Below are 17,858 nucleotides of genomic sequence, written 5' to 3'. Positions count from 1 at the left end.
AGCTTGTAGACCTGGCAAGAGGTGGAACCCGAGGTCGTTCCGCAGTTCGTGCTGGCCCACGTCCCGAGGTCGGTCAGCGTGAACGGGATCGAGGCCGTAATGTCCGGTGCCGTCGCCGGATCGTCCGTTCCCGTGAGCGGAGTGAGCTCCGGCACAGTCACACTGTCATCCGCTTGCATCGACAGCAAGAACTGCGGGAAGCCGGTCGGGAACACACCCACGAGCCGCGGGCGGCCGACCGAGCCCGGGAGCGGGATGACGTCGATGCTCGTGCCACCCCCGTTCACCGCCTGGATGATTGCGGCGTTGCTGCCGAAGAAGACGGAGTCATCTGCCGCCGCACCGAACGTCAAGTTCCCAGGCAGGGTAATGGTGATCGGCGCGAGCAGAGGCGGGTTCAGATTCGATATGGTCACGTCGGCCGTATCCGGCAGCGGCCCCGCGGTCACGATCCCGGTGCGCGTCGGCAAGGCGATTGCGTAGCCCCCAGGGAACACGAATGAGGTGACCGTCGCCAGCCCGTTCGCGTTGGGTGGTGCCTGGAAGGTGAGGCTGCTGCTGTCCGCCGCCGGCGTGATCGCCGCCGGACCTGCCGCCGGTCCACCAAACTGGCCCTCGAACGCGATCGCCGTCGCGGTGTCGAACTTGATGAGCGGATTGGTGATCGACATCGTGACCGTCGCGCCCAGCGCCGGCGTCGGCGTCGAATAGGTCACGTCCACCGTATCGATGACCGGGGTCGTCAATAGCGCCTGCGTTGTAGGCGAGTACGTCAGCGACGGCGCACCGACTGAGGTCACCTTCGTGACGGTGATCGGTGAGGCGACGTTGGGCGGCGGGATGAAGGTGATGGAGGAGCCATCGGCCGCGCGAGCCGTGATCGTCAGGGGGCGAGTCGGGTCTCCCCCGATCAGGAGCGCGGCGTCGGACGCGAAGGTGTTGCCCGCAGGTGCCGTCAGCGTCACGGCCTGGCCGAGGGCCGGGGAGTCGTTGTCGAAGGTGGCCAGGATCGTGCTTTGCGGGACCACCTGGACCGGCACCACCAGGCTATCGCCTTCCGACTTGATCGTAAAGGCCGTCTTCGCGTAGGTGACACCCGTCACGATGAACCGCCACCGCGTCGCCACCGGCGGGACGGCCAGGAGGGTATCGTTCACGTAGACCGGGTGAAAGGTCGAATCGCGCTTGACCGTGATCGCGGAGCTGGCCGGCGTCACCACGAAGGAAAGCTCCAGCGGATTCCCCTGTCCGTCGACGCCGGTCACTTCGACCGTCTTCGAGTTCCCCGGTTCCACGAAGAGCTGCGTCGGAGACGCAGTCAGGTGGTCGAGCCCGTTTTGCAGGTCGCTCGTCGGGTCGCCGCTGCAGCCGACTGCCAGAAGAAGGGTGATCGGACCAACCAAACCAAGTTTAAAGCGATTCATACTTCGCACCTCATTCCAAAGGCGGTGAGGAAGGCGTGTGATCTGGCCATCGACCTGCGCCTGCTATTGCTCCCTGCTCCGGTCGAAGAAGTCGATCCCCAGGAACCGTCCGACGTCCTGCAAGGCTTCCGGGGTCAGAATCTCCCGCCAGTTGGGCAGCCCGGATTCGTTCACGTCATTCGAGTGGATCAGTTGAAAGAGCCCAACGCCACGGGAGCGGTCGACGAAGCAATACCACCTGTCCTTCCCGGTGCGGTACCGCCAGACCTCATACGGCGGCGCCAGGGCCTGCTGCTCACGCTGCAACGTCTCGTCGGGAGGGCCGTTCTTGAGAAAGATCCGCCCTCGGTCCGACTTCCAGCCGGGGCGAGTCCGCCCTCCCTCCCGGTAGTGCTCGTTGGCGTAGACGATCGCCTGGTAGAACGCGTCCCTGCTCTCGTTCCGCGGCGTCCCGGGCGTGGGATCGCGCCGCTGCCAGAAGTCGGTGAGGAAGCGCCGCTTGGCGTTCGCGCTCAGGGTCTTGTCGTAGGCTCTCAGCTCGCCCGATCTCGCGATGACCGCCAGGGGCTCCTCGGCGGCGTCCAGCTCCGCCGCGGCCATGGCGGCAAAGTACCCCTCGTCGGTGATCTTGTTCGCCTCCCGCCGGGCCACCGTCCGGGTGAGGGTCTCGCCGATGTTGGCCATGGTGAACATGGCCGACCGCTCCACGCTCTGGGACAGGCTGAGTGCCGCCGTCATGGTGTAGGTTCCGCCGGGCAGCCCTGCCAGATCGACCTGACCCTTCAGTACTCCGCCCCCCTGCGGAACGGTGACGGGAGTGGCCGGTGTCCGTACCAGGACCTTGCCGGTCGAATCGGTCACCCGGAGACTCAGGGTTCCCTTCTCTTCCTTGCCCGAATACGCCTCCAGCAGGTAGTAGGCGGTGGGCCGGAGCGGCGTGAGCTCCAAGCGGGCCGCCGCCGTGACCAGCATCTTCCCCCAGCGGAGCTCGGCCGGGCGCGGCACCGTATCGGTGGCGGTCGCCGGACGGATCTGGGGCGACAGCAACAGGTCCGATGCCGGGGGAGCCGCGGCAAAGCCCTCGAGATCCACGGCCGACGCCGCACGGCGTCCGGACACCGAATCGACGACCGCCACCTCCAGGCGGTACCTGCCAGGCGCGATGGAGAAGTGGACCATGTCCACCGCCGACGCGTCCGGCGACCGGACCTCTGCCGGAGCGTGATTCTGCCAGGCGTTCTGCAGCAGCGTCAGTCCAGTCGAGTCGGTGACCCGCACCGTGACCTGGTAGCTCAAGGCCCCACCCTCGCCTTCCACGGTCGGGCCCATCATCGAGTAGGGCACCTGCACGAACGCGTTCACTTCGGTCCGGCCTTCTTCCGGCCGGAAGGAGCGCACCGCGCGCAATACGAGACCCCCATCGGACGGGCCTTGCGGCGCCAGTGGCGCCGCGAGGACCGCCAAAGCTGCAACTACGATCAATCTCGCCACGTGTATCACTCAGTAAGACGACACGTACCAGGGGCGCTGATTCCTACCACCCCAGCGTGAAGCTGAAGAAGTTGGTCGGCCCCAGCACGCCGAGGTACTTGTATGCGTAGTCCAGGCCCAGGCTGAACCCTCCGCCATTCCCGTACATGAGACCGCCACCGAAGGCGAGTCCCTGCAGATTCTCTTCGTCGCTCAGCGCTGTCGGAGACGCCGCGCTGGGCTCGATGTTGTTGGCACCGGTATAACTGTAGCTGCCGCGGAGAGCGAAGCCGAAGTTGGAGCCGCCCAGCTTCTCCGACATCCACTCGCTCCCGACCACGAAGCCCGGCGTATTGCTGTTGGGCTGGTTGAAGTCACCCAGTACGGTCAGATGGCTGTTGTCTCCCGAAAGCACGTCGTACGCCAGACCGACTCGGAAGGTGGTGGGCAAGCCGAAATCCTTGGTCCGGAGGTTGGCCGGGTCCGGGAGCGTGGGTACGTCGCCTTCCGGATCGTCGATCGGGCTGCGCGGCACGCCCGTGGCCGGCTGCACGCCGGTACCCTCGTAGGACAGGTTGGATCCCAGGTTCGCCAGGACGAAGGAGAACTTGATGGGATGGTTGCTGAGGGTGGCGTGGAAGTTGGTGCCGAAGTCGACCGCGAAGGCATTGCCGCTGACGGTGCCGAGCTTGTCGTTGATGTACTTCCCGGTAATACCTGCGGAGAATCGATCGGAGAACTGCTGGGCCAGCGTCAGGCCGACGAAGGTCTCGCTGACCGAGTAGGTGCTTCCGGTGCCATCCGGCTGATCTTCGGTGTATACCGGCTGGTCCTTGAAGCCGAAGGTGCCCAGCTGGACGCCGATGGTCCGGCTCCCGCCGGAGAAGGGGAATCCGACCCCTCCCCAGGAATAGCGGGTATCCGCCACGTAATCGAAGGTGCCGATCATCAGACCCGGCCGTTCCATCAGCGCGGCGCCGGCCGGGTTGTAATACAGCGAGCTGACGTCGGTCGCGATGGAGGAAAAGGCTCCGCCCAGCGCCGTCCCGCGTGCGCCGGCGCCGAGGAGCAGGAATTCCGCCGACGTGGTCCCGAATCCGGTATTGTCGTTGCTGTTACCCGGCTGTGCCTGCGCGGCGGCGCCGGCCGGCAACCAGCCGAGTGCTCCGAGCGCGAAGAGCCAACCTGGTGCGGTGCGCTTCATCATGGTGTGCAATCTCCTGAAGGTGGAACGGAGGCCCCTCGGGGCCTCCGCTCCCGTAGGCTATTGGGCGAAGTTCACAACCGTGAAGCGGCCGACCTTGCGGGCGTCACCGGCTTCAATGTGGTAGAAATACACCCCGCTCGCGACCACCTGGTTGTTCCGGTTTCGCAGGTCCCACTGCGTCTCACTGCCCTGCGAGACGCTGGTCGGATCGTACCCTCCCGAGTGGTGCTCCAGGATGCGCACCAGCACACCACTCGCGGAATAGATCCGGATGATCGCGTCCTGCGGCAAGCCTACGAACTTGAGAATCTTCTGATCGGTGCTGGACTCGAACGCGCTCCGAACATAGTACGGGTCCGGCACCGTGTGTACGCTGGAGAGGTCGCCCTTGGTGGCGGCCACGGCCGTGGTGGCCGCCGGAACGCTGAACTTGACCTGCAGTCCCGGAATCGCCGGCGAGCTGACGATCGGCGCGAATGCATAGCCGCTCGGATCGGTGGTCTCCGCATTCTTGGAGGCCGTGACCGTGCCCGAGTAGCTCCGCAATGTCCACTTGGTCCCGGCGGCCGGCAGTGCACCGCCGGTGAGCTGGAAGATGTGGAAGTGGCCGGCCAGGTAGAGCCCGAAGCCCTGGCCCGTCGACAGCTGGAGCGCCGGATCTGTCGTGCTGGTGGTCGTGGACGTCGGCGTCACCACGGCGGTCTGGCCCAGCTTCGCGCCAGCACCCGGAGCGGGGAGGTCGATGGCCGGGTCGACGTTGGTGGCATCGCAGAAGGTGATCTCGTTGACGGCCTGCGAGATCTCCTCGACCTGGGTGATGTCCATCCAATCGATCTTTCCGTTGCCGTTCGCATCGGGAACGAAGCCCCAGCTTCCCTGTGGCGTATCCTTGAACGGCACATCGATGTGGTGGGTGATGTCCCGCACCGAGGCGATCGTGCCGCCGTCCCCCCAGGTCAGCTCGATATCAGCCTGGCGGCCGAAGGGGGCCAGCGCGTAGAGGAACGTCTGCATGCACACGCTCGGAGCAGGTGCTTGTACCCCAGGAGTCACCGGGTCCTGGTCGATATGGCTCAGTGGGGCGAAGATCGAATCCACTCCGGCGACGTGGCCGACCCGGATCGAGTACGTCGGATCGTCCAGCGTCTCGTTGGCACCGTCGAACCAGCGCGACCCACCCGGGGAGATGCTGCCCAGATCGCGGCGGCCATTGAAGTTCTCGCCGGCGGACCACTGGCCCTCCTGCCCGATGTTCAACGAGAGCGACGCATTGAAGGTGGTGGCACCCCCCGGGATGCCGTACTTCTGCAGTGCGGCAGGCTCGGGGTTGATGGGGACCTGTCCCGCCGGCGCCTCGACCGAAATCGGGTCGCCGAACGTCGTGGTCAGGATGGGCTGGTTGACCACGGTGCTGGACGAGGAGAGGGTGCCGTCCTTGTTGAAGGTGATGAAGTACTGCATGCAGAGGCCTTGACCGTTGTCCTTGCCTTGGCAATCAAACGCTGCAATGCCATCGCCTGGGTAGGCAGCGCCCAACGCGCGGATTTTCATCGAATCGATGGTCGCGGTCAGGTTCACCGCCGGCAGGAGAGCACGGACCAGCGGCTGGAACGTGGCCCCTACCGCCGTGGTGGGCGGCGGCGGGCCGTTGAACCGGCCGGTCTGGTCGTCGATCGAGAACGAGACGGCCTCCTGGCTGAGATCGGTGTTGTCGTCGCCGAAGACGCCGAACGAGAGCTGGGCCAGCGCGACGTTGCTGGGCGAAGCCACCGGTGTCACCGCCTTGGCGATGCGGCCCGACTCGAGGCTCGAAGGACCGGACACGGTCGAGTTGATGTCGAACGCCGTGACGGCGTAGAAGTAGCGCACGCTGTTGCGCACTCCGACATCGGTGAAGGCGTAGGGTACCCCGGTATTGGCCAGCTCGGTCGACACCCCGGTCCCGATGCGCGAGCCGTGACTAATGTCGGCGAAGGCAGTATCGAGGGAGCCCGGCAGGACCTGCGCCTTGCCGGAGGCGAGAGCCACGCGGTTACCCGGCTTGACCTGCGTGACCGTGCCAGTCAAGTCGACCGGATTCGACACGGTGAACGCCGTGCCTGCCGGCGGCGTTTCAAAGGCGACCGGGCAGCTCGTGGTGATCCCGAGCTCGGGCGCGCAATCAGCGTCCGGGTTCACCGTTCCCCGGAAGTCGTTGAAGATGCCCTTGCCGGTCGTCGCGTCGGGCGCGAAGTCGAACTGCGCGACGAGCGTCAGCTGGCTCGGGTTGCTGGTCCGTCCGCGATAGACCCGGTATCCCTCCACATCGAGCGCGCGGAAGTTGGGATCGTATGCGATATTGATGGTTCCATCGGACTTGAGCGGAGTGGATGCTACCGCGAAGAACGGATCGGGCACCGTCTCGGTGGCCGAGGGAGTCCAGAGCACGGTGACCTGGTTGTCTCCGGGCACCAGGAAGAAGGGCGGCGCCTCGGGGGAGAACGGCAGCAGGAAACGGGTGTCAAAGACGCTCTGGGCTACCAGCGCCTTGCCGAGGAGCGAGCCGGGGACCACCGTCATCTCGTTCTGGGTGACCACGCCGTCGCCGTCGGCGTCATTGAAGCTCTTAAACCCGGTCATGCGATCGATCTGGTTCACCCCGCCGGCCATCCGGGCGGCGTCGCCCAGAATGGTGAGCCGATTGGGATCTCCGCCGTCGGCCGCCTTCACGTTGCAGCTCGCGCCCGGGCAGTTTCCATCGGCCACCGGCGGCGCGAAAATGTACGCGGCCACGACCGAGCCGAACTGGCCTGGCGCCAGATCGAAGGGGCCCGACGACTGGTAAAACCGCATGTCGACCGGGCTGTCGAGATTGACCGAGCAGATCTTGGTGACGTCGGGATTGAGCGAGCAGGACCCGTCTGTCGGGAGCAGATGCCCGGTCATGTAGCGATAGAGCTGCTTGTCGTCATTCGGGTCGGTCAGCGACCCCACGCTGTTGGAGAAGGTGCCGAAGAGGCTCAGCCCGACCTGCTCTCCGGTGATGGGGTTGATGGGGCTCCTGAGATACTTCACGGCCCCGAACCCGACGCCGGGGAAGAACGGCGCCGAACCGAAGATGGCCGGATCGAAGGTCCAGCCCAGACTCTGGGTCACCGACTGGCTGAAGTCGTTCTCGTAGGTGTAGCCCAGGGCGAACGGGACGTTCACGCCAGAGTAGTTGGCGTTGGCGTTGGCCACGTCCATGTCGTTCACCACGTCGACAAAGATGTCCTTGATGAGGTAGCCCTGTTCGGGTAACGCCACACCGAACTTGGCGGTGTTGAGCGCCCGGAAATCCTTGCCCTTCTGTTGAATGAACGGCCGCAGCGACGACCGGATGCCCAGATAGTCGTCGTCCCGGCCGCTGGTGACGTTGTAGAAGGTGAAGAGGAAGTACAGGATGTCCTCGTTGCCGGTCGGGAAGTTCCACGCCAGCGCCCGGGTTTCCACCAGGATGCCGAGCGGGTGCTTCCGCGACGCGAGGTTGGAGGGATCCCCTTCCCAGTAGAGCAGCCAGTGATCACCCTGTGACGCCGAGATCTTGCCTTGCAGGGCCGGGTCGAAGAGGTCGCCGGTCGGATCGCCGCCCACCCCGGCGGAGTCGCATCGGGCGATGGTCTCGGGCGGCAGGCCGCCCGGAATCGTCGTTGTTGCGGGATCCGAGCAGGGCACCCGTGCCTCGACCGGCCACGCCGCCGCATCGGCCGGATCGACCGACGCGAAGATCGGGCGCAGCGCCGTGCCGTTGCTGGTACCCGAGGTGTTGTAAAGGAACGCGCCCGCCGTATCGCCGGCGAAGCCGTTCACTGACTTGGCCTGGCTGGGATCGACCACCCCGCCCACTTGGAGTCCCCCAGCGAAGATGTACTGGTCGGCCGTACCCTTGGGCCAGATGCCGCCGCCCACGGTCGACGACCCCGTCGCGCAGAGCTGCCCGTCGGACGACACCCGGCACTGCACCCGGTTGGCCTCGATGATGGTGAGGGCGCTGGAGAAGAGCCGGAAGCCCTGTCCCGGCCTCGGCCGTGGCCTGGCGTGAGCCATGGTCGTGACGGCTGTGCTCACTGCCACCGCCACCGTGGCCGCCCGCATCACACTGCGCAGACAACGCGAGAAACGCATCCCGTCCTCCTTGAGGAAAACCCGCGCCGCCGCCCTGCGGGCCCGTCCGCGAGGCGGACGGGCCCGCAAGGGGAGGCAGGGAATCAGAAGTTGATCTCGAATCCGAGCCGGGCCCGGCGACCAGGCAGGGTCATCTCCTGCTCACCGCGGGCGGCGTCGTACAGGGAATTGACGGCGTTGCTCTGCTCGTCGACCGTGAAGATGTGATCCCCGTTGCCGAACCGCTCCTCCGCCCGGATCAGGTAGACGCAGTTGGCGGCTGCCGGCGCGCTGTTCTTGCTGCTGACCCAATTGGTGCACTTGGTACGCGGGTCACTGACGCCGCCGAACCTGAGATCAATGGCGGGGTCGGCCGAGGGATCCGAGGGGTCCGCGATGGCCTTCTTGTTCAGGTCCCGCTCGGAGGCCAGGTCATCCAGATCGGCCCGGTTGTTTGCTTCCCGCTCCAGCGAGCTCTGCACGTCGCCGTTGAGCGCGAACACCTGGACGATGTTCTTGAAGTTGAGCACGTTGCGCACGTCCAGATAACCGGTGAGGTCCAGCCCGCCCACCGAGAAGTTCTTGGTCAGCTTGGTGTTGAACTCCTTAATGGAGGGCAGCCGCTGGGTGTTGAGCCCCTCGGGGAAGTTGCGCACGCAGTTCTCGACCGAGAGCACGCTGATCTCATCGTTGCTGAAGCCGCACTTGCTGTAGGGCGTTCCGCTGGCATAGCGGAAGGTGGAGAACAGGCTCACGTTGCGGAAGACGTTGCCGATGGCAGAGCCCCGCTTCCAGTCGCCCGGAAGGCTGATCGAGAACGCCCCGGAGACCGTGTGCGGACGGCTGTTGTCGGTCGGCAGAATGCCCTGCGGTGGCGGCTGGGCACCGTTGTTGCCGCCGACCTGGTTCACGATGCGCGAGCCGTAGTTGGTGTAGGTGAACGGATCCGATCCCGTGTTCCTGGCCTGCTGGTAGGAGTACGACACCGTGCCGTTGAAGTAGTTGCCGAACCGCCGGTCGAGCCGGACGTCGAGCCCGCGCACGTTGCCGAAGTCCAGGTTGGTGAGCACCCGGAAGTCGAGGCTCCGGCCCGCGACCGGATCGAAGAGGCTGACCAATCGTGCCGCAGGATCGGAGACGATGTCCTTGTTGTACGCCGCCACGTCCAGCACCATGTCGTCGCTGAACGCGTGCCGGATGCCGAACTCGAAGGCGATGGTCTTGCCGAAATCGAGGTCGGCGCCGTACACCTGGTTGGTGTTGGTGAACCCGATGTCGATGTTCTCGCCGCCCAGCAGTAGGGAGAAGTCAGGCGTCTGCACCTGGTGCGAGTACGACAGCCGGAAGTTGGTCTTGTCGGTAACCGGGAACGACACCTGAATGTGCGGGCTCAGGTAGTTGTGGCTCTTGTCCCGCACGAAGTTGGCGGTCGGGTTGTCGGGATCGAAGCCCAGCGCCACGGTGTCCTGCCCGTTGTTCCGGGTCACCAAGCCGTAGCTCGCGATCCGGGGGAAGGCGTAGGTGTTCCCCAGCGTGTCGCTCACGAACGGCCGGGAGGCGCGGGTGTCGTAATAGTCGTAGCGCAGACCACCGACGACGACCACATCACCCAGGTCCAGCCGGTCTTCCAGGAAGCCGTTCCACCGGATCGGCTTTTCCTTATAGGCATCGGAGAAGAACTTGTCCTGGAAGCGGAAGGTGTAGTCGTCGATCGAGTAGCGGGTGAACTCGCCGCCCAGCTTGAGCCGGTTGTACCGGTCGGCCTGCCAGTCGAGGGTGGCCTTCCCGATGTACCGCTGCTCCTTGTAGAGACTCAGCCGCTGGGCACCGGTAATGCTGCCGGACGGACCGCCCGACTCGCCGAAGCTCCAGATGTCGCCGCCCAGGGTGTTGAAGAAGCCGGCGTACTTGCCGTACACGCCGTAGGCATCGTTCCGCAGTTCGTCCACGTAGTTGTACTGCGTGCTGTTCTCCACGTCGACCGGGGTGATCCGGCCCTCGTTCTTCCGGACGTTCGAGATCAGCTGGTCGTCGATGGGGAAGTTGTCGAAGCCGAAGAGGAAGTGCATCGGCTTGAGCACGAACCCGCCGAACGGATCCCGGGTGCCGAGATCGCTCTCCACCGTCAGTGGCCCGTTCTGCGTCTTGTCCTGCTGATAGGACAGGGCCACGTCCAGCGCCAGCGCCCGCTCCGCGCTCTTGGAGAGGTTCTGGGTCCAGTTGAACGTGCTGAGATAGTTCCGGTTGTAGAACCCGTTCACGTTCCCCGGCACGGAGAGCGCGTTCAGGTACCGAATGATGGAGATGGGCAGGTTGTGCCCCTGGTTCCGGCTGGTGGCCACGCTGAGGGCCACCCGGGAGCCGGTGCCGTAGGAGTAGTTCAGCTTGCCCGCGGCGGTGTAGAGCGTCCGGGCCGTGGCGGGCAGACGCACCCCCTGGCAATCCAGCCCGAAGTTGCTCTGGATCTTCTGGATGTAATCGTCGGTGCCGTCCGCTCCGGCGTTGGCGAACTGATCGCAGTTCCCCCGGGAGACGGCAAAGTTGTTGATGTCCACCAGGGTGGTGTCAGCGTTGGTGCTCTCGTCGAACGGGGTGGCCGGATCGTCCAGCACGCTGAGCTGCCGGATGGTGGTATCGACCCCCGCCGCCAGGAAGATCGGCGCGTCGGTGCTGCCGAACCCCTCCTCCACACTCTTCTGGCCCTCGAGGGTGCCCGAGAGCGCGAAGGTGAGCCGGCCCGCCAGCGGCCCGGAGAAGCTGCCCTCGAACCGGTTGAACCCCGGTCCGTGATTCACGCCGAACGGCTCGTCGGTCTCGTAGGACGCCGAGCCCACGTAGTCGGTGCCGCCGGTCTTGGTGACGATAGAGATGATGCCCGACTTGGCGTTGCCGAACTCGGACGAGGAGGAGCCGGTGGTCACCGACGCCTCTTCGAATGAGTTGGTGCTGACGCTAATCGAAGTGCCTGCCGAGCCCGCGAACCGGTCGCCGCGGTAGCCCGCCTGCACCGGCACGCCATCGATGTAGGTCGCGGCTTCGTTGTTCCGCCCGCCGCGAATCGAGAGCTGTCCGTTATTGTCCGCCGAGACGCCAGGCTGCAGCTGCAGCACCTGGTTGATCCGGTCCACCGGCAGCTTATCGGCGAACTGGCCGTCCACCCGCTGCTTGGTGGTAACCTCGTCGCGCGGCACCAGCGGCTGGGTCTGGTTGACGACCGTGATCTCCTGGATCTGGACCGCCGTCTGCTCCAGCTGCACATCGACCGTGATGGTCTGGCCGGCCAGGACCTTGACCCCTTCCACCTGGGTCGATTTGTACCCGATGAACGCGGCGCGAACCGCCACTGTGCTGGCGGGAACGTTGTTGATGAAGTAGTAGCCCTGCGCGTTGGTGAGGGCGTTGAACGCGGTCCCGACCACGAACACCTGGGCCGTGGCGATCGGCGCGCCCGCCTGGTCTCTTACCCTGCCTTCGATTTTACCAGTCGAACCCTGGGCGAGGAGCGAGCCGGCTCCCCATCCCATCGCGACTGCCGCGAGCGCGATGAGTCGCGCAACGCGTGCGAAGGCGCTGACACGGCATTGCTTCATGGATACGTCCTCCAAAGGCGTGAACCTGCGGTTACCGCCGACTCGGAGCGAAGGGCGTACACGCCTGCCCTGGCTCAAAGCCTCAATTCCGGATGCTGCTGAGGGATGTCACCTGCGAGTTGAAGGGGGTATCGATACGCCATCGACACCAAACTGCGACGACCGCGGCCCGGTCGGCAGCCTAATATGAAGCGCGCAAAATCACGTGTCAAGGAAACATCGGCCGGGTTGTTACCTGAGATCGTCTGACGTAACTGCCTGAAACCGGAGAAGTTGCCCGATGAAACGCAAATCGGTCTGGTGTCCCGTGAAGTACGCTCGCTCGCGACTGCGCCACCTGCAACGCGTCAGCGCCTATGGGCGAGGGACAATCAGGAGTGCCACACCAGACATGAAACGAAACGATTCAGAAGAGGACGGACGCCATACTGACGGACGCGATACTAACGTGCAAAACTGTTTTTGGAAAGGGTACGCTCCGCGTCCACCTCACCCAGGGGCGAGGATGAGTTCGCGCTGCGGTTCGCGCGGCGTCACCTCCGGCCCCTCCGCCCCCCAATACATGTTGACCTCGCTCCGCACCCCGAACTCCCCCGCGAGGTAGATCCCCGGCTCGACCGAAAATCCGACGCCCGGCGTGAGCCGGCGGTCGTCGTGGGTCTCGAAATCGTCCAGGTGCGGCCCCGACCCGTGCAGGTCGCGGTCGATCGAGTGCCCGGTTCGATGCACGAACGCCGAGCCGTACCCCGCCTCCTCGATCACGCCGCGCGCCGCGCGGTCGGCCTCGTACCCCGCGATCGACCGGCCCGCCGCCGCCGCGGCGCGAATGGCGGTGACGGCGGCATCGCGCGCGTCACGCACCACCGTCCATACCCGGCGCACTCGCTCCGGCGGGTCGGCGCCCGCGAAGCCCATCCAGGTCTGATCGGCGAAGACGGTCGTCAGGCTGCGTCCCGCCCAGAGGTCGAGCAGCACCACGTCTCCCCGGCGGAGGGTCGCGTCGCGGCCGGGGTGCGGCTCATAGTGCGGCATGGCGGCGTTGGCGCCGAAGCCGACGATCGGCCGGGTGTTAAAGACCAGGCCCCGCGTCTCGGCCGCCTGCACCACCCTCGCCTGCAGGGCCGACTCGGTCAGTCCGGCGTCGGCTTCCGTCACCGCGCGGGCCAGCTCGGCACGCGCCACGCTTGCCAGCACCTCCGCGGCGGCCCGGTGGTCCTCTGCCTCAGCCGGCGTCCAGCGCGCGGCGAACCGGCTCACCAGGGCACCCGAGGGCACCACCGTGGCGCCCAGGCGGCGCAGCAGCTCGATCACTCCGTAAGGCACCCGGTCGAGGTAGGGCACCGCGTCCTCGGGGGAGATCTCCATCGCCAGGGTTCGACCGTGTACCAGATCTCCCAGCGCGGCGTGAAGCTCCTGCCATCCGGCGTAGGGGATCACCCGGCCCGGAAAATCCTCCAGCGCCTGCAGCTCGATCCGATGCGCCACCGCCACCGGGTCACCCTCCTTGGGGAGCAGCACGAAGATCCGCCGGGTGGCCAGCCCGCCGAGTCCCAGGATCCGACCCGCCACCGGATTGAGCCCATGAAAGTCGAAGAGCAGCCAGCCATCCGCCCTGGCCTCTGCCAGCGCCTCCCGAAGCTCCGCCGGTGCCGGGATCATTCGTACACCTCGGCCGCCGCGGTCTGCCAGATGCAGGTGTCCTCGCCTCGGGAGCGACACTGCCGGTGCAGCATCGCGCCCTCGAATCCGCTGAGGCAGCGGAGCAGCTCGCCGTAGGCCGAGCCGTAGAACGCGCAGGCCGCGCCGTCGGGAAACGCCTGGATGGAAAGCGGACTGCTCATCCGGACCTCGCTGCCCTGAGGACGGGCCTTGAGCTCACCTCCGAAGACCTCGCGCGCCAGCCGGGCCGAGGCCCGCCGCGAGATCCGCGGTCCGAGACCCGAGGGCGAGACCCGGGCGAGCGTCCGGCTTCCCCGGCCATGGGCCCGCACGGCGTACCGGGCCGCCCGCCGGCCGGCGTCGGCGAAGACCAGCGGCGCATCGGGACGTCGTCCCACCAGGCGGAGCACGGACACCGCCTCGTCGAGCTCCACTCCGCCGTTCTTTTCCGCCGTCTGCCGGTAGCGCTGGATCTGCGCCGCCACCGTCGGACTGAGTCCGAGCCGGCGCACCACGATCTCCTCCGCCAGCTCGTCCAACCCGTCCTCCACCGGGGTGTCGAGGTTGCGGATCGCCTCCAGCAGGCTGAGGGGAATGAGGGCGGGGACCGACGAAGGAGTAGGCACGGGGATTGTGCGCAGAAGTTAGCGGGGTCATTACATTCTTTCCATGGCCGAGCCCACCGCGGCCGGGCCCTCCTTCGACCACGAGGCCCTGCCTCATCTCGACGCGCTCTACCGCGTGGCGCTCCGGCTGACCGGCGACGCCGCCCGCGCCGAGGACCTGGTCCAGGACACCATGCTCAAGGCGTATCGCTCCTGGCGCCAGTACCGGCCGGGCACCAACGCCAAGGGATGGCTCCTCACCATACTGCGTAACACCTTCATCAATGATTACCGCCGGCGCAAGCTGGAGCCGGTCGCGATGGACCTCGAAGCCATCGAGCCGCACGCCATCTACCGGGACATCGAGTCCGCCGACCCGGAAGGGGCCTTCTTCTCCCAGATCGTGGACGAGAAGGTGCTCCAGGCGGTGGACGCGCTGCCGCCGGAGTTCCGTGAGGTGCTGGTATTGAGCGACATGGAGGGAATGCGCTATGCCGAGATCGCCGAAGCGCTCCAGATTCCGGTCGGCACGGTCAAGTCCCGGCTCTTTCGGGGCCGGCGCCTGCTGCAGGCGGCGCTCTACCAGCACGCGGTAGAGATGGGCTACATCAAGCCGCGGAAGGCCTGACCCATGGCCGAGGAGATGAACTGCCGGGAGGCCGTGGAGCAGCTTCAGGACTATCTCAAGCGCGAGCTGACGCCCGGGGTCGCCACCGAGCTCCGGCGGCACCTGGACCACTGCCGCCATTGCTTCGATCACGCCCGCTTCGAGGAGAACTTCCTCCGGATGCTGGAGGAGCGCGCCCGCAAGGAGACCTGCCCCGGCGCGCTGCGTCAGCGGATCCTCGATCTTCTCCGGAGCGAGGCCGGGCCAGGCTGACGGTGGTGCCATCAGGGATCGCGGCGCTCACCGCCGCGGCCGTCGCGCTGGCGGCCTGGCGGGCCCGGAGCCTCACGGCGTCGGGTGCGGTGGCGGCCTGGATGGTGGGAACGCTGGTTCTCCTTGGAAGCGGGTGGCAAGGCGGCGCGGTCCTGGCCGCTTTCTTCGTCTCCAGCAGCGCCGTCTCCCGCCTGACGCTCGCCGCCCCCGGGCTCGACCCCAAGGGCCATCGCCGGGATCACCGTCAGGTTCTCGCCAATGGCGGGCCGGCCGCGCTTGGCGGGCTCCTGGGAATTTGTTGCGGCCAGGCCGGGTTGTGGGTGATCACCGGCAGCCTCGCCGCCGCCGCCGCAGACACCTGGGGCACCGCCATCGGCAGCCGCAGCGGACCTCCCCCCCGGCTGCTCTGGTCCGGCCGCGTGGTCCCGCCGGGGACCAATGGCGGTGTTACTGTTCTTGGGAGTGCCGCGGCCGCGGCCGGCGCGCTATTGGTTGCGGCACTCGGTGCGCTGGCCGCCGGAGCGCCGCGGCTCCTGCCACTCGCCGCGCTGGTAGGTTTCGGGGGAATGCTGCTGGATTCCGCCCTCGGTGCCGCGCTGCAGGGGCGGTTTGTCTGCCCGGGATGCGGCGAGTTCAGCGAATGGCGGGTGCACCGCTGCGGCACGCCGACCGTTCGACAGGGAGGGATCGCGTGGCTGGACAACGACGGGGTGAACCTCGCCGCCACCACGGCCGCCGCGCTCCTCGCGCTCGCCGGCTGGGCGTTCTCTGGTCCGTCGCCCTGATCCTGTCGCTCTCCTGTGGCGGCGAGCCGCTGGCCCCGGACGCCGGCCTCCCTTTTCCCGGCGATGCCGGCGATGCCGGCGATGCCGGTGGTGGCGGTCGAGCCGGCGGGGTCAGCTCCGCTACGCTGGCCGGCACCTGGGAGACCGTCGCCCTGGTGCGGGTCGCCGATGACCTGCAGCGCTGGACGACCACCTGGCGCTTCGACACCGCGGGCGCCTGCCACCAGACGGTCGTTACCGAGTCGCTGGCCGAGGGGTTTCCCCGCACGACCGAGCGGGACTGCGCCTACCGCACCAACGTGTCCCAGGTGGTGATCACCTACGCGGACGGGACCTCGGTGACGTTCGAGTTCTCCTTCGCCGGCTTCTCCCCCGATCGGCTGGTCCTCGATGGATTCGAGTATCACCGCCTCGGCTGAGCCCCACCGGCTGCTCGACGCGCTGGTGGTCGGCGCCGGGCCAGGGGGCAGCGCAATCGCCGCCTCGCTGGCAGGAGCCGGATTCAAGGTGATGGCCGTCGATCGGGCCGCCTTTCCCCGCGATAAGCCCTGCTCCGAGTACATGAGCCCGGAAGCGGTCCGCCTCCTCGACCGGCTCGGCGTCGTCGCCGCGCTCGAGGCGTCCGGCGCGGTCGCGCTGCAGGGGACTGCCGTGACGGCGTCCCGCGGCGCGCGGCTCCACGGCGTCTTCGCGCTGGCCAGCCACCGGCCCTTCCGCGCCACCGGGCTCTCGGTCTCCCGCAGGATCCTGGATCACGCGCTGGTCGAGGCCGCCCGTCGCGCCGGCGCATCCGTGCTGGAGCGGACCACGGTCGAGGAGCTGCTCTACGATCGCGGCGGCATCGCCGGTGCGCTGGTCCGGGACGCCGAGGGACGCCGCCATGCACTCCGCGCCCGGCTCACCATCGGTGCCGACGGCCTGCGGTCCGTCGTGGCCCGGCGGCTGGGATCCCGGACCTATGGCCGGCCGCGCCGGGTCGCCTTCGTGGCGCACGTGGAGGGTGTGCAGGCCATGGCCGACTCCGCCGAGCTGCACGTGGGCTCGCGCGGGTACGTGGGACTCAATCCCATCGGCGGCGGGACCACCAACGTTGCGCTGGTCGTGCCGGCCGCGCGCGCGGGTGCCGCACGCGGGCGGCTGGAGTCGTTCTTCCTGGAGACGCTGCGCGAGTTCCCCGGCGTGTGTCAGCGGGTGTCCGCCGGGCACCTGGTCCGGAAGGTCCTCGCGACCGGCCCGTTCGCCGCCTGGTCCGGTCGGGTGACAGCCGATGGCGCGGCGCTGGTGGGCGATGCCGCCGACTTCTTCGACCCGTTCACGGGCGAGGGCATCTTCAGCGCCTTGCGCGGCGCCGAGCTGCTTGCCGGCGTTGCCGGCGAGGCACTGGCCTGCACGGGGACCGTGTCCGCGGCGCGGCTGGCCGGCTACCGCCGGGCTCGCCGGCGCGCCTTCGCCGGCAAGTGGGCGGTCGAGCGCCTCATCGGCTACGGGATGTGGTGGCCGCGACTGTTCGATCGCGCCGTGGCCCGGCTGGGGCGGCGGCCCGGCATGGCCCATACGCTGATCGGCGTCACCGGCGACTTCGTTCCCGCCCGGGAAGTGCTCAATCCGGTCTTCCTCGCCAGGATGGTCCTTTGAGCCACGCCGGGGTCGATGCCGCCCAGTTCCGCGAGTGCCTCGGTCGGTTCGCGACCGGCGTCACCATCGTCACCGTCGAGCGATCCGACGGCCGGCCGGTGGGCATGACGGCCAACAGCCTGGCATCGGTCTCCCTGGAGCCGCCGCTGCTCTCGGTCTGCGTCGAACGCCAGGCCGAGCTGCACGATGTCATCCTGGCGGCGCCGGGCTTCGCGGTAAACATCCTCGAAAGCTCCCAGGAGGCGCTGGCGCGCCGATTCGCCGACCCGCACGAGGACCGGTTTCAAGGGGTGGGCTATCAGACCGGGCCCCAGGGAGAGATCCTGCTGGGCGGCGCCATCGGCTACATCGGCTGCCGGCGCTACGCCCAGTATCCCGGGGGCGACCACAGCATCATCATAGGCCTGGTGACCAGCGGCTCCACCACCGAGGGCCGCCCGCTGCTCTACTACCGCGGCGGCTACGCCGCGCTCGGATGAAG

The 17,858-nt window shown here is 67.3% G+C and carries 13 protein-coding genes; 6 read left to right on the top strand and 7 right to left on the bottom strand.

All coding sequences use genetic code 11. The features are described 5' to 3' along the window. The 7 genes from VHR41_20980 to VHR41_20950 all read right to left on the bottom strand — a co-directional run. Positions 1–1,424 (bottom strand): hypothetical protein (locus VHR41_20980; protein ID HEX3236681.1); only part of this gene is annotated, 1,424 nt, incomplete at its 3' end. Positions 1,425–1,487: 63 nt separating this feature from the next. Next, positions 1,488–2,822 carry a GWxTD domain-containing protein gene (locus VHR41_20975; GenBank protein HEX3236680.1) on the bottom strand — a complete coding sequence of 445 codons (1,335 nt, stop codon included), beginning with the start codon at positions 2,820–2,822 and terminating at the stop codon, positions 1,488–1,490. Between the two features lie 136 nt (positions 2,823–2,958). After that, the gene (locus VHR41_20970) at positions 2,959–4,101 is read right to left on the bottom strand and encodes a PorV/PorQ family protein (protein ID HEX3236679.1); all 1,143 of its coding nucleotides are present in this window, start codon (positions 4,099–4,101) and stop codon (positions 2,959–2,961) included. A gap of 57 nt (positions 4,102–4,158) precedes the next feature. Beyond that, a complete protein-coding gene (locus VHR41_20965; protein ID HEX3236678.1) occupies positions 4,159–8,244 on the bottom strand; it encodes a hypothetical protein in 4,086 nt (1,361 codons plus the stop codon). Positions 8,245–8,327: 83 nt separating this feature from the next. Further along, positions 8,328–11,813, bottom strand: a complete 3,486-nt coding sequence (locus tag VHR41_20960; protein HEX3236677.1) for a carboxypeptidase regulatory-like domain-containing protein — start codon at positions 11,811–11,813, stop codon at positions 8,328–8,330. A 489-nt stretch (positions 11,814–12,302) separates the two neighbouring features. After that, positions 12,303–13,472, bottom strand: a complete 1,170-nt coding sequence (locus VHR41_20955; protein ID HEX3236676.1) for a M24 family metallopeptidase — start codon at positions 13,470–13,472, stop codon at positions 12,303–12,305. After that, positions 13,469–14,098, bottom strand: coding sequence for a hypothetical protein (locus VHR41_20950; GenBank protein HEX3236675.1), 630 nt, complete (start codon positions 14,096–14,098; stop codon positions 13,469–13,471). Before VHR41_20950 ends, VHR41_20955 begins: the two co-directional genes overlap by 4 nt. 43 nt (positions 14,099–14,141) lie before the next feature. Between VHR41_20950 and VHR41_20945 the strand changes: the two genes are divergently transcribed. The 6 genes from VHR41_20945 to VHR41_20920 are packed head-to-tail and all read left to right on the top strand — an operon-like array spanning position 14,142 to position 17,856. Further along, positions 14,142–14,705, top strand: coding sequence for a sigma-70 family RNA polymerase sigma factor (locus tag VHR41_20945; GenBank protein HEX3236674.1), 564 nt, complete (start codon positions 14,142–14,144; stop codon positions 14,703–14,705). A 3-nt stretch (positions 14,706–14,708) separates the two neighbouring features. Continuing rightward, the gene (locus tag VHR41_20940; protein HEX3236673.1) at positions 14,709–14,957 is read left to right on the top strand and encodes a zf-HC2 domain-containing protein; all 249 of its coding nucleotides are present in this window, start codon (positions 14,709–14,711) and stop codon (positions 14,955–14,957) included. Positions 14,958–14,962: 5 nt separating this feature from the next. Beyond that, positions 14,963–15,742: a DUF92 domain-containing protein gene (locus VHR41_20935; GenBank protein HEX3236672.1), complete on the top strand. Its 780-nt coding sequence runs from the start codon at positions 14,963–14,965 to the stop codon at positions 15,740–15,742. Beyond that, positions 15,649–16,161, top strand: a complete 513-nt coding sequence (locus VHR41_20930) for a hypothetical protein (protein HEX3236671.1) — start codon at positions 15,649–15,651, stop codon at positions 16,159–16,161. Before VHR41_20935 ends, VHR41_20930 begins: the two co-directional genes overlap by 94 nt. Beyond that, the gene (locus tag VHR41_20925) at positions 16,133–17,377 is read left to right on the top strand and encodes an FAD-dependent monooxygenase (GenBank protein ID HEX3236670.1); all 1,245 of its coding nucleotides are present in this window, start codon (positions 16,133–16,135) and stop codon (positions 17,375–17,377) included. The genes VHR41_20930 and VHR41_20925 overlap by 29 nt, the downstream gene beginning before the upstream one ends. Continuing rightward, on the top strand, positions 17,374–17,856 hold the full coding sequence (locus VHR41_20920; protein HEX3236669.1) for a flavin reductase family protein: 483 nt from the start codon (positions 17,374–17,376) through the stop codon (positions 17,854–17,856). Before VHR41_20925 ends, VHR41_20920 begins: the two co-directional genes overlap by 4 nt. The last annotated feature ends 2 nt before the right edge of the window (positions 17,857–17,858 follow it).

The sequence above is a fragment of the Gemmatimonadales bacterium genome (assembly GCA_036265815.1).
Lineage (GTDB): Bacteria > Gemmatimonadota > Gemmatimonadetes > Gemmatimonadales > GWC2-71-9 > CAVVWJ01.
Note: the sequence above shows the minus strand (reverse complement) of the source record. Positions and strands in the feature narration are given on the sequence as shown.